Source organism: Micromonospora sp. Mcm103, from assembly GCF_024519755.1.
Lineage (GTDB): Bacteria > Actinomycetota > Actinomycetes > Mycobacteriales > Micromonosporaceae > Micromonospora > Micromonospora aurantiaca.
Map to the genome: position 1 here is coordinate 63,491 of NZ_JALJRJ010000009.1, position 22,472 is coordinate 85,962.

Consider the following 22,472-nt stretch of genomic DNA (forward strand, 5'->3'; position numbering starts at 1 on the left):
GGCTCGTCGCGGGGATCATGAAGGCACGGTGAGAACGCAGGACACCATGTCGCCTGCAGAGTTCGGCACGATCATCAACCACTATGGCCCGGTCATCCACGGCAACGTGGACAGGACACAGTTAGCCTGGGGGAACAACACCGTCAGCCAAGCGCGCAGCCATACGGAGCAGGTAGCTCCGGAGTTCGAACTCATCGTCCAAGCGGTGGCAGACACGGTAGAGAAGCTGGCCGCCGTTGGCTTGAGTGAAGATGATCTCCGTGAGGCACGGGTGGCGGCTGCCGATGTCTTTGTCGAGGCCGCGCAGACTGAACCTAACCGGAGAAAGGTGCGTCGTGCCGTCAACGCGTTGAAGGGCTTTCTCGCTCCAGTGGCTATGGGCGTGGTGGCTGGCAGTACGGCAGATGCTCAGGAGCGGGCTCGTGCAGCAATCGAGCAGCTCAGCGTGTCGTTCTGATACCGGCGCCCGGAGCAGAGGGATGCGCCCCGCCTCGACGTTGCCGACCTTGCCCTCACCGCCCGCACCGGCACCATCTGCCTGCACGGCAAAGGCGACGAAGTTCGCCAGGTCCCAGTGCCGGCTCGGCCCGCGATCGACTCACCGCGCTGGAGCTGCCCGGGGCGGCGAGCCGGGGCCGCTGTGACCGGGCAACGCGGCCGGCTCACCACCTCGGGCATCACTCAAATCGTCCTCGCCGTCGGCGCTGATGCCGGCCTCCCTGGCCTCCGACCGCACCGACTCCGTCACATTTACGCCACCCGACTCCGTCCAGCTGCAAGCCCTACTGGGCCACGCCTCTCGGCACCACCGACCGCTACTTTCGGGCCGGGTGCTACCGAGCAGGCTGCCGTGGTGGAACCACTCTGGCACCTGCACCCGGCGCAGACCGGGTCGGCCCGGGCTCGGCCGCGACGCCGAGAGTCATGCCCACGGACAACGAGATCCGGGCTTGGGTGTCCATGCTGTCCCGGTGGTGGCTTGCCCCATGTGTTGATGTGGATGCGGCCACGAACTCCTTGGCCAGCACGGCCTCGCGTTCGCCGACCCTTAGGTGCCGGTGGCGGGTCGCCATCGGTGGCCGCTGATCAGTCGGCGGCCGTCATAGACGAGCCGTCCATCCGCAACGAGTTGGTGAACCGCGACCTGGATGTCGCCCGTGTCGAACCCGGTGGCTGCCGCCATCGCCGTTACCGTCGCCGCGCCACCCTGGGCGGCGGAGAAGACCCGGTCGGCCACCAGGACCAGATGCGCCTGGCGTCGCTCTTCCGCGGCGGCCTCCTCCCGGGCTTTCCGCGCTGTGGCGGCGGCTTGGGCAGCGAGGTGCTTCTTCCACGCGATGGACCCGGCCGGCGTGGTGATGTAACGAAGCACCAGCGGTCGGGTGCCCCAGGTAAACGGGGCGCTCGGGCTTCCGTAGTTGTGCCCCTGCGTGATGTGGTACTCCGGGTGGTCCGGGGACTCCGAGGTGGTGCACATGACAAGGCGGCCGGCCTGAACATGCTCTGTGATGACGTCTGTCGGCTCCGCCTGAAGTTCAGCCGGCGTTGACAATCCACGACCCGGAGCAGGCCACCGCCGCCGCGTTAGCTGGCAGGAGAGCCCGCATCCTGACCGAGGAGGTCACCGCCCTCGATCGGTAGTTGGCGCCCCTGGTCCGCCAGGCCGTACCCCGCACCAGCGCCCTGTTCGGCGTCGGCACCGAACGTCGCAGCCCAACTGCTCACCACCGCCGGCGACAACCCCGACCAGCTGCGATCAGAAGCAGCGCTAGCTAGCCCACCTCTGCGGCGTCCATCCCCGCCTGCTCCGGACGGGTCCGCCGCCATCGCCTCCACCGAGGAGGCGACCGCGGCAACAATCACGCACTACACACCATCGCCCTCTGCCGCCTGCGCTACGACCCACGCACCCGTGTCTACCAGCAACGACGCATCACTGAAGGCCTCAGCAAGCAGAAAAAGCCTCCGCTGCCTCAAGCGCCGCATCGTCCGTTACGTCTACACCGCCCTACGCGCGGACTTCGCTGCCCTCACCCCTTGACCTCCATAGGAGCATCGGGATGGCGGTTGAACCGACGCGCGGTAGAAGGCGGTGCGGAAGTGAGCGGTACTCATAAGGGCCGCTTCTGTCGGACACGCGTTCGAGCGCTTTGCAGTTGCTTGCGTCAACCTCCAGGTCGGGTTCTAGAATGCAGACTCGGCATTGCCTACGAAATCATGGGAGCGTCGGAGCGGTGACGCTCCCCGCGTCGAGCGAGGCGGGATAACCTTGATCTGGAACCCGGGAATTCCGCTCCGCAAGGACGCCGAGGTCTTCCGCGTTAGCGCAAGCGATGCGGAATCAGCGGGTCATCACCACCCCTGCCCGCTGTGCCTGGCGCTGAAGGTCCGTCCCGAGACTGTTCCTGAGACTGGAAACTGGTCTCCGCGCAAGTCGCCCTTTGCCCTGGGCAAGCTCGCCGATGCGATCAAGAGGGTTGGCCGGCTCACCAACCGCGGCAACAACCTATGGCCGGCTGTGGAGACTCAGAAGGGCTCCTTCGATGGACTCCATGATGGGGTGCGGGAATTCTTTAGGCATGCCCTCGAGCGATACTTTGAGTATCACGAAGCCCGTGAGGAGGAATTGGGTGCACTTCGCTTCCTGGACGGCTGGGTAGAGACTCTGAAGGGCCCGGACGCAAGCCTAGCCGCATGGGCGCTTTTGTATGAGACCCGGGACGGTCGCCGTGAGATTCGAAGACTGCGGCTTTCGACGGCCGATGCTTCCGTGACCTCATGGGCATATATAGCAGCACACGTCGCGGGAGAGTACGCAAGCCAAGTGCCTGTTCAACGAATATGGGTAACCGAAGTTGGGCTAGTCGACGGGATCGAGCAGCACCTGCTGACGGGCGTTACCCGCGATGACGCCCAGAGGCTCTATGAAGAGCACGCCCGGGCAGACGTGTTCGCAGCCCTTCGTGGCGAAGTCAAACTAGCCGGCAGGTCGTGTGGTGAATGTAAGTTCACAGGAGCATGTGACTCGTTGGCGCGGGTAGACGGCTTACTCCAAGCGCGCGAGCCAGGACCATGGACTAGGTCCGTTTCAGCATCTGACCTAGAAGCTTATGAGCGGTGCCCTGCACAGTGGTACATGGAACGTGAGGTGCATTTGCCTCGGGTTGAGGAGGGCAACCAGGCGCTACTGAGAGGGTTGGCCGTTCATCGCTGGATTGCGCACGCCCACGCCCGAGGTGTTCCTTGCTCGATCGCCGATCTCCCTAACCCTGCGGATCTCGGTCGCCTTGCCACCGTCGCGGGCGGTATTATTGACCCTGCCGACTACGAGCTCGCGTACCCCTTTCTACGATCCCACCTTGAAACTTGTCCTCTGCGCGCAGGTCAGGTCGGATCTCTAACGGCCGAGAAGACCATCTACGCCTATGATGGCGTAGCTGACGCAGTCATCGCGACGAAGGCCGACTCCTATTGGCTCGCCGGCGACACGTTAGTGATGCGCGAAATCAAGACTGTCCAAGTACAGCCCGAAGTGGACGACGACCAAATTTTCAGTACTTTCCTCGCCGTTGCTTGGGACCTCGTCGCTTTGGAGGCAGGACTTTCGCGGCACCATGGCGCCGATCACGGCGAGGTCCAGTTGGAGGTCCTCTCCCCCGACTCAGCCGTCGTCCATACCTATACGACGCGAGATGCTGCACTAATGAGGATGGCTCGTGGACGTGTTCGTCGCCTTGCCCGACAGTGGCTCTCGGACCAGCAATGGAACCCGCTCCCGGGCCCGGGGTGCAGCAGGTGCAGTGTGCGGCGATGGTGTGGGGTGCGGGACGAGTACGAGTCGTCGGTTGGGAGTAGAGTGACGCTTGGGGCTGCGAGTGGCAGTAGCCCCGCAATCCCCTAGCGTGGAGGGGCGGGGGCCGATGACTGCGGAACCACCCAGGATGTCACCCAACATGATGCGTCCACGCCTGAGGAACATCCCGCCTGCCGCCTCCATGCCCCAACGCCGCCACGCCTTCAGTACTGCAGTACCTCGACGGGGCTGGCCTAATGCAGTGGCGTATGCCGATACCGGTGTACTCATCAGTGTCGGACGCAACCGCAACTGCATCCCGCGATTCAAGGCGCATTACGAAGGACGCTTGCGCATCGCCGAGAGCGTAGCCATGGAAGTCGAGCGCAACGCAAGTCCGGCCACCCGTGTTGACGGTAGGGTCCGAACCGCCGCAGCGATGGCGAAGGCTTCAATCCTTGATGGCGGCTCCTGTCAGGTCGATCCCGACGAGAATTACGACAGCCTCACTTTCGATGAGGTCCACCGGAAGCTGCAGAACCTACCCCGTCGAGCCGATGAGCCAGTCCATGCCTTAGCTCACCTCGGGGAGGCCGCTTCGATTGCCCTGTGCATCGCTCGAGCGGGCGAAGGCATCAGTATCGTCTTCCTGGTAAATGATGGCGGCGCGAGTCTCGTCGCATCCCAGCACGGCATCCCTGCCCGCCACTTTGGGCATGTACTGGGTGAACTTATCTGTGGCGGACTCTACACAAGCGTGGATGCGTTCGAAGCATTTACCATGGCCAACGCGGTCAGTGGAGTTCCGGGCGATGCGGCCCCCGCGAGTGCAAGCGCTCTTGAATGTCGCAAGTCTTCTGACGGTCAAGCATGTGCCGTGTGCGATCCGGCCGCGCAATAGATTAGGGCTGCTGCCTGGGCCGAACGAGGGTCGCAGATTGTTCATACCCTTGAGCTGCCAACTCTCGCTCAACTCCCGCGGCATCGTCGCCACGGCCCAGGATTCGAGCCACTACCTCCGAGGACACTAGCCCATCGCGATATGCATCAAGAGCCATCGACAAAGCCCAGTGCGAGGCAGAAGAGTCTCCCTGGTTTGCACAAGCATCTAGCCATTCCTGACTTAGGCGCGCCTGCCTCATAATGTCAGAAATCCGGATCCTCTTATAGGGTTCTAAGGCAGTTTCCGGCACGCCGGCGGCTTCGGTTAGCGTCTTGATGCTCGCTTGGCGACTCAGTCCGAAGCGCATCATGAACTTGGCAAGTGGTACGCCGTAACCGTCCACCGCACGCTTGGGTCCGTGCTCTGACCAGAACTCTCGAACCGCGACGTCTGGAGCCAGGAAGTGGCGAGCGAATGCCTCTGCTCGGATCTCCACAAGGTCCTGCTCTTCGTAGTGCTTCCTGTTTACAAAGAAGGATTTATCGTCTTGATACAGGAAGTGGCACAACTCGTGAGCTAAGGTAAAACGTTGCCTACCCCACCACGTGTCGTTCGTATTAACAACGATCACAGCTCGCCACGCGTTCTCCGAGGGGTCCCGCAGGGTTATCCCCTGAACAGCTCCTGGCATGCTGTCGAAGATGACCGCTACGCCGAGAGCCTCAATAAGCTCGACTATGTCTCCGATGGGCTGATCATCGTCCAAAGCCAAGTAGTCGCGAAGACGCTCAGCGGTTCGCTGCGCTGCTCGCACGTAATAGTTGTCACTGGCGACTGCTCTACGCGCATCCTTTGCGAGTGCACTCGCCCGCGCAGCTTCTTGCGGATACCACGACAAGAGGAGCTCGAGGTCGCGGAGGAAGGTCTCCGCCCTGTCGGCCGCTGCGCCAATATCTTCCTGAGTAGCGCTCAGGCCAGCGCGTAGAGCAACCGCAAGGCTTCGTTGGATCGGGGTATCGCCGACGAGTACCGCCAAGGGAATGCCTGACAGCGCCGAGAGCAGGGCGAGTCGGGAGCGAGAGGCTGGAGCGCGCCCAGCTAGAGCGTCTCCGAGCCATCCACCCCCGTGTGGGAGTCCAAGCTCGGCGTACAGCCTTTCAACCGGAACGCGGGAAAGCGTGAGCGCCTCGTGTAAACGCTGGGCCCACTCGGGAAGCTCCTGGCGCTCCAACATCGCTACCTCTCGTCCTGACCGGTTACGTGGGGTAGTCGTTTTGCAACTCCCTTGCTGGACCTAGCATACTTGGCACCTGTGACACGCCGAGCCCATCGGGCGTGTCGGTACGTTTTGCTTCATTTGTCGTCAAGCTCACGTGACCACAGTCGGGGAGCACTAGTTGCCCTGGCCTTGCCAGCTGACGCCCTCAACCGATGCGGCACGCCACGCCTGCTGCATCTCGCTCAGCTACGACTGATGCCAGGGTTGTCGCTGATCGGCTGATCCAGATCGACCGGTGCCCCACCGCGACGGTCTGCGATGATCATTCCCCTTGAGTCGGTGAGGAGTCGACAACAAGCAGGTCGCGGCCATGATGTCGAGACCGCCGCTGTCGCCTTCCTAAACCATGTGTCGCAGGTGCGAAGCCTGCCTGAGCCCCAGGTTGGACCCATAATTGTCATTCTGTGGGCCATCGCCCAGTAGTCGCTCTCGCGACGGCGTTCCGCGGTAGTCATGGAGGGTCTGGCGTCACCGTCGGCGCATGATCGCGTAGACCATCCTGCTGCTCGCGAACTCGGAGATTGTGATCAGTTCCCAGCCGAATCGTTCCAGCACCTCTGCGGCGGCGACGGCCTGCGTGACCTGGTCACCGCCCACGCCGCGATGCGACAGGACGGTGAGAAGCCGGTACGGGTAGACGCGCAGGTCGACACTGCCGCCGAGGACCGCGTCGGTGGTGACCGTTCTCGTGCGGGCTATCTGCTCCGGTGTCTCACGGGAGGCCATACGTGAACCCTAGTGGCCGCTTGCACGGACAGTCGTGTCCGGTGACAGCGGGTATGTTCGGGTCGTGCCTACCTCGGTCCGTCTCCCGGCCGCCACTGCTGCCGTCCTGCTCGCCGTAGCGATGGCCTGCTGTGACAACGCCGATGACGCTCCGAACGCGGCGCCTACCCCGCCATCTGCCTCGGCTACCGGCGTCACAGCCAGCCCGACAGCACCTGCCGAACCGGCATACACCGCAGATGGGCTGGACCTGTGCGCGAGGACGGATGTGAAGGTCGTGGCGGACCTGGCGCCCGAGGTGACGCGCGAAGATCCGCGGCCGCCGCTGGCTCGGCCCGGTGCCGCCTGCCTGTTCGAGATGCGGACCAAGGGCGGCTACCAGGCGAATCTTCGGGTCGAGGCGTCGACGCTCGCGACGGCCGACGAGGCGCGGCAGCTGTATCGCGGGACGCGGCGGGCTACGGGGATGACGCCCTCCGGAGTTGTGCCAGGGGTGGGGGAGGAGGCGGAGGCTTTCACCAAGCGGTCGACCCCGGGGTTCAAGTACGCCGAGTACATGGTGCACGCGCGTACCGGCAACCTGGTGGTGAAGGTGTGGCTCGCCGTCGGCGGCGAGTCTTACGTTGCGAACTCGGTGTTGGCGGAGAAGTCGTTGACGATTCTGCGGGCCACGCAAGCGGCGGTGCCGACGGCCTGAGAGGCCTTGACTCGTCGCCCTGGGCCACTGCCTTTCCGATTTGCCGTGAACGCCGACGCTTGCCGGGTAGCGCACGCTGTGGCCTCTGGAGAGGGGGCGCCTTGTGCTGGGTCAGTCCCGTACGGCTTGCGGCCACTGGCTTGCGGGTAGCTTCGAGTAGTCACCGACCTGGGTGGCGATGTCCCGGATGTTGCCCAGGGCGTCCATGAAGCGCTGCCCGACGGTGAGCAGGGTGTTGAGGCCGGCGGTGACGAGGTCACCGACCGACTTGGCGAGGGTGGAGATGGCCCAGGGGATGTCGATGACGGTGCTGGCCTCGGTGGCGGCCTGCGCCAACTTGCCGGCGAGTCCGGTGACGATCTTGGCCAGCTCGACGGCGTAATCGACGTTCGAGCGGGCGATCTTGAACAGCCATTGGCTGATGAACTCGGCCTTCAGCACCGACTCGTCGATCGCGGCTTTCTGCTTGGTGGCCTTGGCGTTGTAGGCGATCGCCGCGTCACCGCTCCACTTGGCGATGTTGTCGCTGCGCGGCTCAGTGGCGGTGAACGACAACTCGGAGACGGGAGTCTTGACGTCGTTGACCCACCGGAAGCTGACGTTGATCAGCGACAGCACCGGCACCTGGCGTTCCAGCGCATGGTCGACCTGGTCGAGCACCGTGTTCATGGCCCGGCGTGTGGCGTCGAGGTTCTGCTTGATCCACCACAGCCCGGCGGGTCCGAGAAGCCACCTGTGCTCGTTGACTCGTTCCACGATGTCGTTGAAGGAACCGACGGCTCCGTCGATGCCGGAGCGGATCTGGTCGAACGCCTTGTTGAACGGCTCGCCGTACTCAAGGTCTCTGCTTGCGGGCTGCACCTGCACTGCCTTCCATAATCATGCGCGGTAGATCTTGTCGAGGTCCAGGGAGACGACCTCGTCGGCCCGGTCGTACTCGTCAGCGATGCGCCGCAGCGTCGCGCCGATCTGATCGAACTCCGTGACGGCACCGCTCAGGATCCGCACCATGAACGTGTGGAAGTCCCGGTAGGAGCCGGCGTGCAGGACCACGCTCGCGTCGCCGATGAAGAACGCGGACGGCTCGAGATGCAGCTGTTCGGCGGCTGTCTTGACCGCCGCGATGCTGTCGGACATCGCCAGCCACTTCTTGCCCTCGTCGCGCAGCGCGTCGGTGATGACTTCCAGGTCCTTCATCGTCGCGCCTCCGTCTCTCCGGGACGGGCGAGCTCGTAGGTCCGGAAGAGTGATCGAGCCTCGAACCGGATTTGTTCGGTGTCCATGCCGGCGACGCGCGCCGTGTCTGAGGTGATCGCCGTGATGCCCGCGCCGCGCAGGTGAAGCGTCAGGCATCCGTGCGGACTGGAGAACGTCCGTTGCTCGGGCTGCTCCGGTGCGCGGGTCAGCTGGGCGAGTTCGGCGTCGATGTGGTGCAGGGCGCCCCACGTGCGCTGCAGCCAGAGGGCTTGGTCGAGTTCGGGCTCCGTGCTGATAGCCGGCGGCTGTGCTGGTCGAGCCGGGGCGGGCTGGTCTCGCTGCAACTCCTCGAGTGCGATGGCTTCGAGGATGCTCCCCAGCGCGCAGGTGTATGCCTCGTAGACGGCATCCCCGATACGGGTCACGCCAGCCTGGCGTCGCCAGTCGCGGCTGATCGTCACGTCCTCCACCTGTCCGGCTCTGGTGAGGAGCAGGCTCACGGACGCGGTGCGGTCCTGGCCAGAGTGAAGCCTCGGCGCGGACCGGGAAGCGAACTCGTCGACAGCGTGTGCTGCGTTCGTGCGCAGCGTGTCGTCGTCGCCGAGGAAGTCGAGGTTTGCCATAGACAGCCGAAGGTTGGCTCTGTCTCCGAACATCAGTCCTAGCCCTCGCGAGATGCCAACGCATACAGTGATTTGCTCGTTACGGCGCAGGGACACCGTACGGGAAACGCGAGAGCCCATGGGGGAGGGTGCTCGGCTTCCTGCGGCAGTCTGCCGCGGAGGCCGCGGATCCGCCGCGCGTGGAGCCCTGCTGACCGCAGGGTGGCAGTGTGTGTGCCGGCGGCGACGGCGGTAGACGGAGGTAGCGGCGGTGAATGCCCGTATGCGGTGGAGGCTTGCCGTCCCGCTGATCGGTCTGAGCCCGCTGATGGTCGTCCCCGCCATCGCCGGAACCTGGGTGTTCTGGATCGAGTTCGGGAACACGTATCGGGCGCTGAGCGTCGCCGTGTGTGTGCTGTTGCTGGCTCAGTTGGGACTGGCGGCATCGATCGATGTCCGGCCGGTACGGGATGTGCCCTGGCTGCGGATCGCGATGATCGCGCTCGCGTTCGTGCTGGCCTGCGGAGTCGCCGCGGTCCGCAGATCTCTTTGACCGCTTTCATAAGGGTGGGCTGCGGCGTGAGACGGGGATGGAACTTGGGCGAGGACGCCGTCACGGGCTGGTCTGCCGCTTCTGTTTGCGACGCTGGTTCGCGCGGGCGTGGAGGGGCCGTTGCTGGTTATGCAGGCTGGCCGTTGCTGGTCCAGGTGATCGCGATGGTGGTGTGCGGGCGGGGGATCAGTAGCCGCAGGTGGTTGGTGGGGCTGGGTGCGGTGCCGGTGGGGTAGACGGCGATGTGCGGGCCGGGTTGGTGTCGGTGGTGGCGGTCCCAGGCGGCGATGAGGTCGAGCATGTGGCCGGTGAGTGTGGTGGCGTGGGGCCCGTAGCCGTGGGCGCCGAACTGCCAGGTGGTGTCGTCGAGTTGGCGGGTGGCGAGGTAGGCGATGCTGTCGGCGGTGAGCAGGGCCGGGCAGGCCACCCAGTTCTGCGGTGCCAGGTCGGCTGCGCGTTGCCGGTCGACGGCGAGCAGACCGTGAGGGTGGGGTTGGCTGGCCAGCCACAGGTGCAGGGTGTCGAAGGGGGTCGCCGGTGGGGTGGTGACCGGTGACCAGGCGTCGTGACGCGGTCCGTTGAGGGCGGCGGGCACCGCGCGGAGATCCAGGGCCTCGGTGACAGGGTCGTCGACGAATATGGTGACGTCGTCGCCGCGTAGGTGGTGTGGCGTGACGGGGTTGGCGCCGACGCCTTGCATCGGGACGAAGCCGCAGACGAGGGCATTGGTGGCGACGAGGTGTACGCCGTCGCGGACGAGGGTGAGGCAGCGGGTGTGGCCTCGCATCCGGAGTGGGGCGACGAGGACGCTGTCGGGGGCGAGCTGGTCGGTCCAGGCGGGTGGGATGTCGCTGGTCTCGACGGTGACGATGATGGCGTCGTACGGGGCGGCCGCCGCCCAGCCTTCGTCCGCGTCGGCGTGCACCGCCGCAACGTGCGGGTAGCCGGCGGTGTCGAGGGCGGTGCGGGCGTGGGCGATGACGGCGGGGTCGATGTCGATGCTGGTGACCGTGCCGTGCGGGCCTACGACCTCGGCGATGAGCGCGGCGTTGTAGCCGCCGGATCCGACCTCCAGCACCCGTGCGCCGGGCCGTAGGTGGGCGGCGTGCAGCATGGCGGCTTGGAGCCACGGCGCGGAGATCGAACTGGTCGCCTTGCCGTCCGGGCCGCGGCGGGTGACCACCACGTCGTCGGCGTACGCGGCATCGACACTGACTCCCGAGGGCGTGAACAGGTGCCGCAGGACCTGTCTGAATGCCGCTTCCACGGCCGGTGAGGTGATCGCACCGTCGGCGAGCAGCTTGTCGACCAGTCGAGCGCGAGCCGTCTCCGTGAGCTCGGTGTCGAGCGGATCGGCCATCGTTGGCTCCCTGCGGTTCGGGCGCTCAGCGCGCGAGTTCATCCCTGACCTGGTCGGACCGAGATCCTGGGGCGTGGGGTGACCTTGTCCAGCCTGCCGGTTGTCAAGACTGTCGGGCCCTCGGCCGTGGCTCACGGCCTTGAGCTACGCGCCCGTGGGCCCGGTGGATTGCCCACTCGCCGGTCCATTGGGCGAGGTCTTGTACCCAGCGTTCGGTGTTGTGTCGGGCCTTGGCCGCCCACTTCGCGGCGTTGGCCGAGGCGAAGTGGTCTAGCACGTCACCGCCTGTGGCGGTCCAGGCCGGGAATTGTCCGAGCCAGTCTTCGGCTTGGTCGGCGGTGTGGCCGCTGCCGATCAGCCATTGGACGAGTAGTGCGAGTTCGACCCAGGCAGCTGCTTTGGTGGCCCAGGCCCAGTCGACGATGCGCAGGCCGTGCGGGGTGGCGATCAGGTTGGTCGGGTTGAGGTCGGAGTGCACGAGTGTCCCGCCGTCCATCGCCGGGTGTGCGAACCCGAGCCGCCCGGCCGGGGTGAACCACCGATCGCCCGGCGCCGGCGTCTGCTGAAGGTCTTTCAAGGCGGCGGTGAGCAGGTCGAGATCGGGGCTGTCGGGGGATAGGTCGGGGTGGGGGCCGGCGAGATGCTCGGTCCCTACCACCAGCCAGCCATCGGCCTCGAAGTGCCACCGCAGCGCTGGCGGGTACCGGTCGACGGCTTGGGTGACGGCCAGCTCGTAGCGCAGCGACTGGACGGCCCATTCGCCGTAGGCCGCTTTGACGAAGACCGGTCCGGACGGGCCGGTGACGGTCGAGGCGATCTGTGCGTGGTTGCCGTCGGGTGCCGGGGTTGCCTCGAACGCTCCACCGACCTGGTCGGTGATTTTGGTGATCACGCTGCGGGGCAGGGTCGTCCAGTCGCTGCGCATCAGGTTCTCCTGTTACCGGCCGGGTTGCGGCGGGTTCGGCGGACAGCAGGACTCGGCCTCACCGCCCCAGAATTCCATGTCGATCTGGTAGCCGGTGTCGTGCAACGCCGCGAGGGTGTAGGTGATCGCGGTGCCGTCTCGCATGGCTTCGGTCAGGATCGGCCGGTGGTGCACGTAGTGGCCGGCGATCTGGTGGCAGGCGGCGGTGTAGGGCTCGCTGATCTGCAGGAGGGCGTGCCAGACGGCGTCGACCGGTCGGGTGGGCACGACCCGGTAGGACTCGCCGGTTGGCAGGAGCATCCCGAAGTCGGGCTTGCCGGCCTGGTCGGCGTGGGCCTTCAGGAAGACCAGGAATTGCCCGACCGCACGCTCGGCGTAGGTGTGGCTTACCTCCTGCCGGGCGGCGAAGTAGCGGGTCAGCTTGTCGAACACCTCGGCCGACACGAGCGTGCGCGGGTCCTGTGCGACGGTCGTGACGGGTTTGTCTGCGGTGATGCTCAAGGTTCCTCCTTGATCGCGAACGGGGATGAGCGCGTATCACGTCGTCGTAGGGGCGGTGATGCGAGCGTTTGTCGTGCGGTGATGTAGAGGGGAAGTGGGGCCAGGCCGTCGCGGAGGTCCCCTCACCGGCGGCAGGCTGCGGTGTTTGCTCACTGCTGCTTCAGGATTGATCTGCGGAAGGGGCCCCAGGCCACGAAGCGGTCGAACATCTCCTGCGGGCTCGGTCCGTCGTGGGGGTTGAGGTGGAACAGGTCGCGCATCGCCTCGAACATCAGCCCGCTGAGGTAGATCGAGAGCGCGGGGAGAGCCGATTCGTACTCCACTTTCAACAGCAGCCGGGCCTGCGGGCATGGCCACGGCTGACCGCAGGCCCGGCATGCCCACGTCGGCCGCAGCGGGGTGTGCGGAGGCGTCGTTTCGGTTCTATAGCGCGGCCGATCTGGCGTGGGGCCGGCGCCCGGCGTCTGCAGCTGCGACGACATCACCGACGGCTCCCGGCTGATCGAACCTTCCACTCCTGGCGGGGTTGCTTTCTCGGGCCCGTTCGACGGCCAGAGCCGGCCCACGTTCGTAGATCCATGAGGAAGTACCTCTTTCCTTCACCGTTGTCGGTTGGCGGTGGCGATGATTCGGTGGCCTGGTGCTGCCGTGGCTGCGCGTCGCAGCTCGGGTGACCCCTGCTGCTGATCGCGCCTGCGATGTTGGAGGTTGGTGGCCGGCCGGTCAGGGTCCGACGGGGCGCCGGCGTGGGTGGTGTGGCCGCGTTCGAGGATGGGGACGTACGAGAACAGGCCCGCCCGGCGGCCGGTCAGCCGTTCGTGCGCGGCGAGGACCTCGCCGCTTTGCGGGTCGTCCAGGAGTTGCGAGGTGGATCCGTCGGCGGTGACGGTGAACGTCAGGCCGGTGGGGCCGACGAGGTCGGTGCTCTGGCCGCGGGAGGTGATGCCGGGGATGTCGGCGATGACACGCAGGCTCGTCGCCCGCAGGGCCTGGTCGAGGGATCGGCTGCTCACGAGCGTGACGACGCCGCTGATGAGCAGCCGGGATAGGCGAGGTCGGTGGCCCGTTCTCGGGGCGCTACCGCGCCGGCCAGCACGTCCGCGTCTTTCAGGCGTGCTTCGGGCAGGTATGGGTGCAGGCCGCCGGGCAGGTGCTCGTTCGTTTTCTTCGGCGCCTGGCCGGGTGTGGTGTCGATGGGGTCGGCGAGGGCGGTGAGCCGCTGCCACGGGGTCATTCCTGGCCCGGTGGCGCCGGGATGCGTGGTGGCGGATCGGCTGCCGGTGACCGCGGGCGCGGTCGACGCGGGCGTCGGATGGCCGGGGGTGCTGGCGGGGCAGTCGGCGAGCAGGACGCTGCCGACCAGGTTCACCGCCAGGCGGGTGGGGACCGTCGAGCGGAGCATCACGGTGTCGGGGGTTCCTTCCTGGTGGTTAGCGGTAGGTGGCGGTGGCGAGGTCGCCGACGGCGGCGTCGACGGCGGTAGTGATGTCGCGGACGGGCCGGTGGTGTTGGTCGGCGATGGCGCGCAGGTGGTTGGCGACGGTGGTGGTGTCGTCGTGGAGATAGAGGTGGTCGGTGAGGTTGAGGGCGACGACGAGTCCGGCGAGGGCGGCGGTGTGGTTGTCGGGTTGTTCGCGGCCGTCGGCGAGGTAGCGCAGGCGGGCGCGCGCGATGACGGGCCAGCGCTGGTGGGTGGGTAGGTAGGTGTCGGCGCGGATCAGTCCGCCGAGTCGGCGGTGGTTGGTGTGGCGGAGGATTCCTGCGGCGTGCAGGCCGGCGCGGGTGCGTTCGTAGAGGTCGTCGGCGAATCCGCGTAGCCAGTGGCGCAGCGGTGGTGCGGGCCGGGTGTGGCGCAGGCTGGTGAGGGCGGTGTCGGTGATGAGGTCGCCGACGGGCCGGTCGATGTGCAGCCGGATCCGCTGCTCCCGGGCCGGATGGCCGCTGCCGTCGAGGGTGGTGCGGCCGGTGAGGACGAGGTCGATGAGGACGGCGCCGGCGAGACCGAGGGCCAGGGCTTGGCGGTGGATGTGGGGTTGGCCGGTGTCGTCGTTGTGGGCGAGCAGGTACAGCTCGTCGCGCAGCGGCAGCCCGGGTACCGGCGCGGTCATGGCTGCCCCTGGGTGAGGCTGCGGAGCCGGGCGTGGGCGTCTGCGTAGGCGGGCTGCGGCTGGGGGAGGTGGGCTTTGTCGATGGCGGCGAGGATTGTGTAGTTGGGGTCGCAGACGTTGCCGATCGGTGCCCGGCCGGCTTGGGAGATGAGCTGGTAGGCGTCGAGGGTGTCCAGACGGCAGAGGTCGGCGGTCCAGGTGGTGAGGTCCTGGTGGGCGATGCGGTAGGCGTCCTCGAGTGGTCGGGCGCAGCCGACGGACATGATCGCGGTGTCGGTTTCCAGCCGCGGCCATGCGGTGGGAATGCCGCCCTTGATGACCTCGACGGCGAGGGTGGTGACGGTGGCGATCTCCACCGCGACCCCGCACGCTTCACCCTCGCCTTGGCGGGCGTGTCCGTCACCGAGGGCGAGGAGCGCGCCGTGGACGTTGACGCCGAGGTAGAGGGTGGTGCCGGCGCGCAGTTGCGGGGTGTCGAGGTTCCCGCCGTAGTAGTCCGGGACGATCGTGGCGCGGGTTTCCATCGCGGCGGGGGCGACGCCGATCGTGCCGATCATCGGATCCAGCGGCAGCTCAACCCTGTGGCCGCTGGTGGTGGCGCAGTACCGCACGGTTCCGGCCGTGGGGTCGATGTGGTAGACCCAGACGCGCTCGTCGAGGGGTGGTTGAAGGGTGGTGGTGTGCGGCGTGGAGGTCAGCGCCCCGAAGTACGGGAACGTCGCGGACACACCCCAGTCCCGGGCCGGAACGATCGAGGCGATGTGGACGGCGAGGGTGTCGCCGGGTTCGGCGTCCTCGACGAAGAACGGCCCCGACACCGGATTCAGATACGGCATCGCACACACCTGCGACGGCAGATCCGCCGGACCGCGCACCCGGCCGCCGAAGCAGTCCTCGGTGTGCACGGTGAACACGTCACCGGAGCGCACATGCGCTACCGGGATCCGCCCGCCGAAGGTGTAGGCCAACTCGTCGCGCGCCGGCCGATACGTGAAGTGACTTCCGGAAGACATCGTGGTCACACCCGCTCCAGGTCACGAGCGGACGGCTGCGCTGGCGCCAGGCCGGACAGCGACGGGCGGCGGCCGGACAGGTAGAGGCCGGCGAGCACGACTATGCCGAGGGCGAGCCAGGCCAGGCCGAGGCGCTGCGCGGCGATGTTCGCGTTCACCACCACATAGGCGAGGATCGCGAACCCGATCCCCGGCATGACCAGGTGCGCCCACCAATTGCCGCTGCGCCGCCGGATGAGGTGGTGCACGACGACGGAGACGTGCAGGACCAGGAACGCGACCATCGCCCCGAAGTTGATCAGCGACGACAGCAGGGTGATCCCGTCAGCGCGGGTGGCCATGTACAGGCCCAGCGTGAGGGACACGACCCCGGTGAGCAGGGTCGCGTTGATCGGCACGTTCCGGCGGAGCGACACCTTCGCCAAGAAGCTCGGGAGCTGCCGGTCGCGGGCCATCGCGTACAACAGCCGGGACGTCGCGACCTGCGCGACCATCGAGTTCGGCAACCCCCACGCGATGGCCGTCGCCACCGCGCACAGCATCGCAAGCCAGCCGCCGCCGGCCACCGCGGCAGCGTCGTAGAAGGCGGTGCCGTTCGGATCGCCCTGCGCCAAGAGCACGCTTGGGTCGGGGACGAGCATCGCGGCCAGCCACGTCTGGGCGATGAACAACACCCCCGCCAGGATCAGGACGGCGGCCATCGCGCGGCCGATCTGCCGAGAACCGCCCCGGGTCTCCTCGGCCAGCATGCTGATGCCGTCGAAGCCCAGGAAGCTGAGTACAGCGATCGACACCGCCCCCGCCACCACCGACCAGGTGAACGTGTCGGCGTTGTAGAACGCGTCCCAGCTGAACCGGCCCCTACCCGAGGCGAGAGCCCAGCAGCCGATGGCCAGGAAGATCGCCAGGACGATCAACTCGCCGACGAGCATCACCCGGGTCACCATCGCGGTCATTCGGATGCCGACCGAATTGACGACCGTGTTCACCGCGACGAACCCCAGCAGCCACAACCACACCGGCACCGCCGGCACGGTGGCGTGCATCGCCACCGACGCCACCAGATACAGCAGGCCCGGTACGAGAACGTAGTCGAGCAGGATCACCCAACCGGCGAGGAAACCGACCGGTGCGCTGATGCCCCGGCCGGCGTAGTTGTAGACGCTGCCCGACATCGGGAACGCCTTGACCATCTGAGCATAGGAAAGCGCCGTGAACACCAACGCCACCACACCGACCGCGTATGCCAGGGCCACCATCCCACCGGAGCCGGCGTACACGCTGCCGAAGATCGCCATCGGCGCGATCGGCACCATGTACACCAAACCGTAGGCCACGAGATCCCGGAACCGCAGGTGGCGGTTCAACTCCTGCCGATAGCCGTAACGCTCCAGCTCTCCCTGATCGAACATCCAGCATTCCTCCCTGAAACTGCTCGACGAGCCGTCCTCGGCGCCCCACGAAAGCGCCCGCCGTCACGGCTCGACCGCGACGCATCCTGGCCGGGACGCGGCTGAGGTTCCCGGCGACGAGAGTGACTAAAGGCGAAGGAGCTCAATGTCGGTAAGCCTCCTCATCCACGTCTGACAACCCACCGACAAGCGCCTATTCGAATACCGACTACAACAGCGAGCAGCGCCGACCGGCGCCTCTCGAAGACGCGTCGTAAGGCCGCATCCGTCCGCACAGTGGTCTAGGCCGGGCAATGTCGAATCTTTGTCAGAGGTCGACGCAGTGGGTTATCGACATCCACGCACGCTGCATTAATGGGGGCATCACCGTGAGCGCCATTGGCGCGAGGACAGCGGTGACAGGCGTCCCGGCGTCGCTGGTTACGCCTGCCTATGCCCAAGGCTCTCTAAGGAAGGACGTGCCATGACCCCACAATCCATGCCCGAACCCGCTGAGGTCGGTCGCCGAGCCGCCGAGATCCTCGACCTGATCACGCAGCACCCGTCGTCCGAGCGGCTACGCAGCTCGTCGATGAAGTACTCCAGCTGCTGGGCGACATTCACCGGGTACCCGGCGATCAGCCAGTGGTCCCTGGACCGTGACGCGGGCCCGCTGCTGACCGAGGCGATGCGGGTCTTGGCGCTCAAGGCCGCAGTGTTCGAGCTCTCCGGCGGCGACGAGGAAGTCGCTGAGCTGCTGGTGCCGGCGCCGGTCGACGAGATGATCCACGCCGTGCTGGCCCAGTTCACCCTCATGTCCCGGATGCAGCGCGACCTCGGGGTCACGTTCCCGCACGCTACGGAGTTGGAAGAGTTCACCTACGTCCGCGGCTGCCTGACCGACGCGTACTACGCCGCCGCAGGCTGGGGGCCGCAGCCACTGCGGTACTGGCTGGACTCCGCCGAGGTGACCCGCCGGCTGGACCAACTCAACGCTCACTACCAGGCCGCAGGCCTGGGACGCGACGGACGCAGCCACGACTTCGACTTCGAGAAGCCCGGCCCCGCGACCGCGCCCGTCGGGGTCACCGGTTAGCCAGCTCCACCGACAGCACTCGCCGCATGGCTGCCACCACCTGCTTCGGGTCGAACCTTTCGCCGGCGAGGCGCTCGGCGCGGGCGACGGCACCGAAGATCTGCTCCGACGGAGCGTCGCGCAGGACGGCGACGAGCCAGCCTTCCAGATCCACCAGGTCGGCAGGCAGTACCAGGGAAGCAGGCGTCGGCGCCGGTCGTGACGCCCGGACGGGGACAGGCTCCCCGCGCGAGGCGTAGCGGCCCGGCGGAAGCCCGACCCGATACGGGTGTACACACACCGCGACACCCTCGACGGTGACTCGCCATCCAATGTCCGTGTCGTAGGCAAACTCGGGTCCGGGCCGGTCGACCACGTCGAACTGGCCCGGCCCGAGCTGTTGAGCGGGACACACCACGCACGTCTGCTCACACCACTGCTGTAGCGGCCCCGACATGACGCCGATGCTACGGCAACCAGGAGGTATCAGGCCATGACCGTCTTATCCCCTCCCCGGGCCGCCACCATCGACCGCGCCCTACGCGACGCCCAACGATGGTGCGCCGGACACACCATCGACGACCGCCCCGCACTGACCCACGCCGTCCGGGTCGCGGTAACCATCGGCGAGCATGTACCAAACCCGGACCCTGATCTGATAGCCGCAGCGCTGCTGCACGACATCCCCGACTTCGCGCCCCGTACGCCGGACATCTACCAGATCCTCGCCACCGCCTACGGCCCGCAGGTACCGCGGATCATTGCCGCTCTGCAGGCCGAGCACCAGGATCTCGACATGCCGGAACCGCCCATCCGCGTGGACGACCTACCGGTGCTGCTCGCCTCGACCGCCGACAAGATAGTCGCGCTGACGTCGCTGCTACGACGGGCACACGCCAGTGGTGATGTCACCCGCTTCCTCCGCACGCGCCCGGCGTTGCTCGCGCTACTGCCGTACTTCCGGGCCTTTCAGCAGGCAGCCCACCATCGAGTGCCGCTCCGGATGTCGGCCCGCCTCGACACCGCCCTGACGCTGCTCGAGCGAGCCGCCACCGGCGTCCAGACGGGGAGCAGACCATGCTCGCTATAGGTGCCGCGTTGGCCGACCAGCTTCACCGTGACCTGCTCACCGCCGCCGGCCGAGAAAAGGTCGGCGCGCAGGTCATCCAGGAGTGGGAGCTGTCGACGGTGCACCGGCTGTACCTGAGCGACGGCAGCAGCATGATCTGCAAGATCGCCACATCACCGTTCACCGGCGAAGCCGCCGTGCTGCGAGCCCTCAACGAGCACGGTGCCGCCGTGCCTCACCTGCACGGCTACACGCTACGTCCGCAGGCGCTGGGCATGCTGATGGACGACCTCGGCGACCCCATCCGCCCACCCACCACGGCCGAGGCATCAGCCGCCGCCCGCGCGGTCCACGCCATCGCCCCGATGCCCACGCTGCCCGCGTTCGGCCAGCAAACCCTGGCGCGCCTTCCTGAGCAGGCGCTCGCTGCACTCGACGCGCTACACCGCCAGGGCCGCTTCCTCAACACGGGCACGATCGAGGACCTGCTGCGGCGGCTGGCCGCCGTGGCGGGCAGGCGCGCCGACGGCGCCGAACAAGAGCCCTTCGGGCTGTGCCACGGCGAGTTCCACCCCACCTCGCTGCACGTCAGCCGCAACGGCTGCCACCTAGTCGACTGGGCGAAAGCGTTCACCGGGCCCGGACTGCTCGACCTCGCCACCTGGTTCGGCACCCGCACCAACCCAGACCCGGCCCAGCTCAATCACCTAATCCGCGTCTACGTCGCGACCGGCGGCAGTCCCGACGCCTACTCGGACCGCGGCGGCCTACCGGCCGCACAGTGGGCCCTGGGGTGGCACCGCCTCTGGGCAGCCTGGTGGTTCCTGACCACGGCCGCCGCAGGCCACCACCAACCTCATACCGACAGCCACCACGCCCAGGTCATACACCGCCAACTCCACGCAGCCGCGCAACTGCTCGGGGCAGCACCGCCTGCCGCCGCCGGCAGTCACCTCACCAGTGCTGGCTAATAGGCAACGGGTCGAGCGGTTGGGCGTGCGCCCCGCTCGATCCGTTCGGCGCTCACGCCCCGCAGACCCAGCATGATCATCATCCGCCGAGGGGTGCCACGGCCACAGTTGTCCAGTTGTAGGTCTGGTCTTCTCGTCGCAGCGCGATCAGCGTTGCCTGTCGAATAGTCACCCGGGCGGGTGGCTGGTCACGTAGTTCGGCGAGGCGGGCGCAGATTGGTCCGGTCGGCGCTTGCGAACCGCTGTAAGCGACAGTTACGTGGGGCCGAAAGCCTTCTGCAGCCTCCGGAACTGCCGGCCATACCGCGCTGATGGCATCACGGATGGTGGCGCGCAGGTGTTCGACGCGGTCCCAGGGGCGGACGAGCAAGCCAATCCCTTCGGCATCGGGGTCGACAGGGCCAAGTGACAGCTCCAGCGGCTGCAGGCCGGCGCAGCGTTGCTGGGTCTCCGCGACGATCGCCTCGATGTCGTTAGTGGTGACCTCGTCGGTGAAGCCGAGACCTTGCATGGTCAGGTGGAGCCCATCGAGCGGCACCAAGTCCAGCCCGGGCAGAGTGAGTTGGCGTTGCAGGCCGGTGACGAGACGATGAAGCTCAGGTTGGTGCTCGAAGGTGAGGTGCCAGGTGTAGAACTGGCGGTCGGCTCGCCAGCCTGGGCGCCAGTACCAGTGAACGGTGAGTTCGGGTAGATCCTGGTAGGCGGTCCAGCGCTGTTGCAGGTTGGCCAGTTCCCGGCTGCTCATGACAGCGATGGTAAGGCGGCTCGGATGACACCGGCCCGTGGGCGGTCGGCCAGCAGGTCGGCGACCTGCCTTAGCCGCGGATGGCGAGCGAAGGGACGAGCGGCGACGAGGAACTGCCGGGCGCGTTGATGGACCGATTCGAAACGCTGCTCCGAGGTAAGGGTCAGCGCTTCCACCGCCAGCGTGGCGGCCTGGTCAGGGTCGGGACGGCCGGCGTGCAGGTGAGCGGTGGCCAGATCGAGGCGACTCAGTGCCTGCGGACCGGCCATGCCTGCGGCGTCGAACGCGGTGATAGCGACGGTCAGATGGTCGGTGACGCCTGCGGTACGGCCGAGCGCCAGGTAAGCAGTCGCCGCGTTGGCCGCAGTTCTTGCCGGACAGTACGGGCCGAGGGTGAGGCTCGCGCTGACCGGCGAGTCAGCCGGGTAGTTGGACAGCATGGTGAAGGCATCGTCGACAGCACGGTCTACCCCGTACCGGTCGCCGAGATGAGCGAGGGCTCGCGCCAGACCGTTGATCGTGAGGCGGATACGGTGCCCGCTGGCGCTGCCACGACGCAGGCCATCCTGGGCGTAAGCCAGCGCGTCATGGTAATTACCGGCGTAGAAGGCAACCAGGCTCTGCGTGGCACGCGCCCAGGCTTGAACGTCGGGCTGCTCGGCAGCTTCGGCCAAGTCGAACGCTTCGGCGGCGTAGGCGTGCGCCACACCGAACGCGCCGAGGTCAAGGGCGAGCGCGCCAAGAAGCCCAGACAGGTGAGCGGCGACGGCGTAGAGACGGGCCCGTTGTGGCGGGTGCTGCCGGCCAGCCATGAGCTGGTCGACATAGGCGCGCAGCGGTCGCAGACGCCCTACGAGAATCCCAGGGGTGAGGCGCTCGTTGTCAGCGATCGCCTCCCGAAGCTCGTTCTCCAAATACGTCAGGCGGACGTTGTCATCAATGGAAGACCTCAGCGCCAGCCGACGGGCATCGATGCTGCCCGCACCTTCCCACAGCACAGCACCGCTATCCACTCCAGGTAAGGAGTGCCCAGCGTCCATCGGCGCCGCGGGCCCCGGCGCGGTCTTGAGCTCCTGGAGCGCCGATGAGCGGCGTCGGCGTCGGTCCAGCTCCGTGATCCGGTCGTACTCATTGACGAGGACGCCACCGGCCTGCAGCACGCTGTCACAGCGCGCCCAGAAGGCGCGGTCCGGGTGCTGGTGGCCGGTCTCGGTGTTCGCCACCGAACTGCGCCCGTACTGTACGAGCCGAGCCAGCTCATGCTGAGTGTGACCGGCAGCCTTCCTTAACTGGGCGAGCCGACGGCCGAGCGCGTGGCAGGCGTTCCTGCTCTCGTCGGCGTTAGCCAACACATCCAACCCCCAATACCTGCATACACCGCTGTCACGGTCCGTACCGACGTTAGCCGCGCTTGTGACCCGCCGACCGACTGAGCAGCGCCGAGTAGCGGTGCGACCGATGGCCGCTACGGAACCAGCAACAGTGCCATGTGTCCATTATCGAGAGCGGGGGCGGCTATGGTCCGATGACCCTGTCAAAGTTGTGTCAGAGTTGCTGTCGGGGGTCCACCGACAAGTCTCGAGG

The 22,472-nt window shown here is 66.9% G+C and carries 25 protein-coding genes and 1 pseudogene; 8 read left to right on the forward strand and 18 right to left on the reverse strand.

Features of this window, described 5'->3' with window-relative positions; translation table 11 throughout:
- Positions 1–28: 28 nt before the first annotated feature.
- Positions 29–457 carry a hypothetical protein gene (locus OC439_RS13545; protein WP_225319590.1) on the forward strand — a complete coding sequence of 143 codons (429 nt, stop codon included), beginning with the start codon at positions 29–31 and terminating at the stop codon, positions 455–457.
- Between the two features lie 591 nt (positions 458–1,048).
- On the opposite strand, the gene OC439_RS13550 is transcribed toward OC439_RS13545, so the two are convergent.
- Complete coding sequence (locus OC439_RS13550) at positions 1,049–1,372, reverse strand: hypothetical protein (RefSeq protein ID WP_262013701.1); 324 nt, start codon at positions 1,370–1,372, stop codon at positions 1,049–1,051.
- A 1,575-nt stretch (positions 1,373–2,947) separates the two neighbouring features.
- Between OC439_RS13550 and OC439_RS30350 the strand changes: the two genes are divergently transcribed.
- Positions 2,948–3,901 carry a PD-(D/E)XK nuclease family protein gene (locus tag OC439_RS30350; RefSeq protein WP_410054925.1) on the forward strand — a complete coding sequence of 318 codons (954 nt, stop codon included), beginning with the start codon at positions 2,948–2,950 and terminating at the stop codon, positions 3,899–3,901.
- Positions 3,902–4,055: 154 nt separating this feature from the next.
- Complete coding sequence (locus OC439_RS13555; protein ID WP_151012490.1) at positions 4,056–4,694, forward strand: hypothetical protein; 639 nt, start codon at positions 4,056–4,058, stop codon at positions 4,692–4,694.
- Between the two features lies 1 nt (position 4,695).
- Here OC439_RS13555 and OC439_RS13560 read toward each other — a convergent pair whose 3' ends face one another.
- Positions 4,696–5,910, reverse strand: a complete 1,215-nt coding sequence (locus tag OC439_RS13560; RefSeq protein WP_151012492.1) for an ImmA/IrrE family metallo-endopeptidase — start codon at positions 5,908–5,910, stop codon at positions 4,696–4,698.
- 513 nt (positions 5,911–6,423) lie between these two features.
- Positions 6,424–6,681, reverse strand: a complete 258-nt coding sequence (locus OC439_RS13565; RefSeq protein ID WP_262013702.1) for a transcriptional regulator — start codon at positions 6,679–6,681, stop codon at positions 6,424–6,426.
- Between the two features lie 277 nt (positions 6,682–6,958).
- Here OC439_RS13565 and OC439_RS13570 point away from each other — a divergent pair, with 277 nt between their 5' ends.
- A complete protein-coding gene (locus OC439_RS13570) occupies positions 6,959–7,378 on the forward strand; it encodes a hypothetical protein (RefSeq protein WP_262013703.1) in 420 nt (139 codons plus the stop codon).
- 111 nt (positions 7,379–7,489) lie between these two features.
- On the opposite strand, the gene OC439_RS13575 is transcribed toward OC439_RS13570, so the two are convergent.
- The 3 genes from OC439_RS13575 to OC439_RS13585 are packed head-to-tail and all read right to left on the reverse strand — an operon-like array spanning position 7,490 to position 9,198.
- Complete coding sequence (locus OC439_RS13575) at positions 7,490–8,239, reverse strand: hypothetical protein (RefSeq protein WP_262013704.1); 750 nt, start codon at positions 8,237–8,239, stop codon at positions 7,490–7,492.
- An 18-nt stretch (positions 8,240–8,257) separates the two neighbouring features.
- Complete coding sequence (locus tag OC439_RS13580) at positions 8,258–8,575, reverse strand: hypothetical protein (protein WP_262013705.1); 318 nt, start codon at positions 8,573–8,575, stop codon at positions 8,258–8,260.
- Positions 8,572–9,198: a hypothetical protein gene (locus tag OC439_RS13585; RefSeq protein WP_262013706.1), complete on the reverse strand. Its 627-nt coding sequence runs from the start codon at positions 9,196–9,198 to the stop codon at positions 8,572–8,574. The genes OC439_RS13580 and OC439_RS13585 overlap by 4 nt, the downstream gene beginning before the upstream one ends.
- A 250-nt stretch (positions 9,199–9,448) precedes the next feature.
- Here OC439_RS13585 and OC439_RS13590 point away from each other — a divergent pair, with 250 nt between their 5' ends.
- Positions 9,449–9,730: a hypothetical protein gene (locus OC439_RS13590; RefSeq protein ID WP_262013707.1), complete on the forward strand. Its 282-nt coding sequence runs from the start codon at positions 9,449–9,451 to the stop codon at positions 9,728–9,730.
- Between the two features lie 127 nt (positions 9,731–9,857).
- Here OC439_RS13590 and fxlM read toward each other — a convergent pair whose 3' ends face one another.
- The 9 genes from fxlM to OC439_RS13635 all read right to left on the reverse strand — a co-directional run bounded on the left by fxlM (position 9,858) and on the right by OC439_RS13635 (position 17,049).
- The gene (fxlM, locus tag OC439_RS13595; protein WP_262013708.1) at positions 9,858–11,090 is read right to left on the reverse strand and encodes a methyltransferase, FxLD system; all 1,233 of its coding nucleotides are present in this window, start codon (positions 11,088–11,090) and stop codon (positions 9,858–9,860) included.
- A gap of 103 nt (positions 11,091–11,193) precedes the next feature.
- On the reverse strand, positions 11,194–12,015 hold the full coding sequence (locus OC439_RS13600; protein ID WP_262013709.1) for an aminoglycoside phosphotransferase: 822 nt from the start codon (positions 12,013–12,015) through the stop codon (positions 11,194–11,196).
- 12 nt (positions 12,016–12,027) lie between these two features.
- Positions 12,028–12,516: a hypothetical protein gene (locus OC439_RS13605; RefSeq protein ID WP_262013710.1), complete on the reverse strand. Its 489-nt coding sequence runs from the start codon at positions 12,514–12,516 to the stop codon at positions 12,028–12,030.
- Positions 12,517–12,665: 149 nt separating this feature from the next.
- Complete coding sequence (locus tag OC439_RS13610; protein ID WP_262013847.1) at positions 12,666–12,998, reverse strand: hypothetical protein; 333 nt, start codon at positions 12,996–12,998, stop codon at positions 12,666–12,668.
- A gap of 117 nt (positions 12,999–13,115) precedes the next feature.
- Positions 13,116–13,529 carry a hypothetical protein gene (locus OC439_RS13615; RefSeq protein ID WP_262013711.1) on the reverse strand — a complete coding sequence of 138 codons (414 nt, stop codon included), beginning with the start codon at positions 13,527–13,529 and terminating at the stop codon, positions 13,116–13,118.
- On the reverse strand, positions 13,526–13,921 hold the full coding sequence (locus OC439_RS13620; protein ID WP_262013712.1) for a hypothetical protein: 396 nt from the start codon (positions 13,919–13,921) through the stop codon (positions 13,526–13,528). The genes OC439_RS13615 and OC439_RS13620 overlap by 4 nt, the downstream gene beginning before the upstream one ends.
- Before the next feature lie 25 nt (positions 13,922–13,946).
- Entirely contained in the window at positions 13,947–14,624 is a 678-nt protein-coding gene (locus OC439_RS13625; RefSeq protein WP_151011180.1) for a GOLPH3/VPS74 family protein, read from the reverse strand.
- The gene (locus tag OC439_RS13630) at positions 14,621–15,637 is read right to left on the reverse strand and encodes an acetamidase/formamidase family protein (RefSeq protein WP_262013713.1); all 1,017 of its coding nucleotides are present in this window, start codon (positions 15,635–15,637) and stop codon (positions 14,621–14,623) included. Before OC439_RS13630 ends, OC439_RS13625 begins: the two co-directional genes overlap by 4 nt.
- Before the next feature lie 5 nt (positions 15,638–15,642).
- Complete coding sequence (locus OC439_RS13635) at positions 15,643–17,049, reverse strand: APC family permease (protein ID WP_262013714.1); 1,407 nt, start codon at positions 17,047–17,049, stop codon at positions 15,643–15,645.
- A 463-nt stretch (positions 17,050–17,512) separates the two neighbouring features.
- Here OC439_RS13635 and OC439_RS13640 point away from each other — a divergent pair, with 463 nt between their 5' ends.
- Positions 17,513–18,124 (forward strand): hypothetical protein, encoded by a 612-nt coding sequence (locus tag OC439_RS13640; RefSeq protein ID WP_013477347.1) that lies wholly within the window; start codon positions 17,513–17,515, stop codon positions 18,122–18,124.
- On the opposite strand, the gene OC439_RS13645 is transcribed toward OC439_RS13640, so the two are convergent.
- A complete protein-coding gene (locus OC439_RS13645) occupies positions 18,114–18,560 on the reverse strand; it encodes a hypothetical protein (protein WP_262013715.1) in 447 nt (148 codons plus the stop codon). The genes OC439_RS13640 and OC439_RS13645 overlap by 11 nt on opposite strands.
- Before the next feature lie 36 nt (positions 18,561–18,596).
- Here OC439_RS13645 and OC439_RS13650 point away from each other — a divergent pair, with 36 nt between their 5' ends.
- Positions 18,597–19,193 (forward strand): HD domain-containing protein, encoded by a 597-nt coding sequence (locus OC439_RS13650; RefSeq protein ID WP_262013716.1) that lies wholly within the window; start codon positions 18,597–18,599, stop codon positions 19,191–19,193.
- An 8-nt stretch (positions 19,194–19,201) separates the two neighbouring features.
- Positions 19,202–20,143: a phosphotransferase gene (locus tag OC439_RS13655; RefSeq protein ID WP_236619324.1), complete on the forward strand. Its 942-nt coding sequence runs from the start codon at positions 19,202–19,204 to the stop codon at positions 20,141–20,143.
- A 79-nt stretch (positions 20,144–20,222) separates the two neighbouring features.
- Here OC439_RS13655 and OC439_RS13660 read toward each other — a convergent pair whose 3' ends face one another.
- Both OC439_RS13660 and OC439_RS30355 read right to left on the reverse strand, forming a co-directional pair.
- On the reverse strand, positions 20,223–20,888 hold the full coding sequence (locus OC439_RS13660) for a 2'-5' RNA ligase family protein (protein WP_013477343.1): 666 nt from the start codon (positions 20,886–20,888) through the stop codon (positions 20,223–20,225).
- A gap of 632 nt (positions 20,889–21,520) precedes the next feature.
- Positions 21,521–22,237, reverse strand: a pseudogene (locus tag OC439_RS30355) (helix-turn-helix domain-containing protein); the annotation flags it as partial.
- Between the last annotated feature and the right edge of the window lie 235 nt (positions 22,238–22,472).

Bases quoted from the DNA above. Each gene is read 5' to 3' on its own strand.
- OC439_RS13560 (WP_151012492.1), bottom strand. From the start codon at position 5,910: ATGTTGGAGCGCCAGGAGCTTCCCGAGTGGGCCCAGCGTTTACACGAG.
- OC439_RS13565 (WP_262013702.1), bottom strand. From the start codon at position 6,681: ATGGCCTCCCGTGAGACACCGGAGCAGATAGCCCGCACGAGAACGGTC.
- OC439_RS13580 (WP_262013705.1), bottom strand. From the start codon at position 8,575: ATGAAGGACCTGGAAGTCATCACCGACGCGCTGCGCGACGAGGGCAAG.
- OC439_RS13585 (WP_262013706.1), bottom strand. From the start codon at position 9,198: ATGGCAAACCTCGACTTCCTCGGCGACGACGACACGCTGCGCACGAAC.
- fxlM (WP_262013708.1), bottom strand. From the start codon at position 11,090: ATGGCCGATCCGCTCGACACCGAGCTCACGGAGACGGCTCGCGCTCGA.
- OC439_RS13600 (WP_262013709.1), bottom strand. From the start codon at position 12,015: ATGCGCAGCGACTGGACGACCCTGCCCCGCAGCGTGATCACCAAAATC.
- OC439_RS13610 (WP_262013847.1), bottom strand. From the start codon at position 12,998: ATGTCGTCGCAGCTGCAGACGCCGGGCGCCGGCCCCACGCCAGATCGG.
- OC439_RS13625 (WP_151011180.1), bottom strand. From the start codon at position 14,624: ATGACCGCGCCGGTACCCGGGCTGCCGCTGCGCGACGAGCTGTACCTG.
- OC439_RS13630 (WP_262013713.1), bottom strand. From the start codon at position 15,637: ATGTCTTCCGGAAGTCACTTCACGTATCGGCCGGCGCGCGACGAGTTG.
- OC439_RS13635 (WP_262013714.1), bottom strand. From the start codon at position 17,049: ATGTTCGATCAGGGAGAGCTGGAGCGTTACGGCTATCGGCAGGAGTTG.
- OC439_RS13640 (WP_013477347.1), top strand. From the start codon at position 17,513: ATGACCCCACAATCCATGCCCGAACCCGCTGAGGTCGGTCGCCGAGCC.
- OC439_RS13645 (WP_262013715.1), bottom strand. From the start codon at position 18,560: ATGTCGGGGCCGCTACAGCAGTGGTGTGAGCAGACGTGCGTGGTGTGT.
- OC439_RS13650 (WP_262013716.1), top strand. From the start codon at position 18,597: ATGACCGTCTTATCCCCTCCCCGGGCCGCCACCATCGACCGCGCCCTA.
- OC439_RS13660 (WP_013477343.1), bottom strand. From the start codon at position 20,888: ATGAGCAGCCGGGAACTGGCCAACCTGCAACAGCGCTGGACCGCCTAC.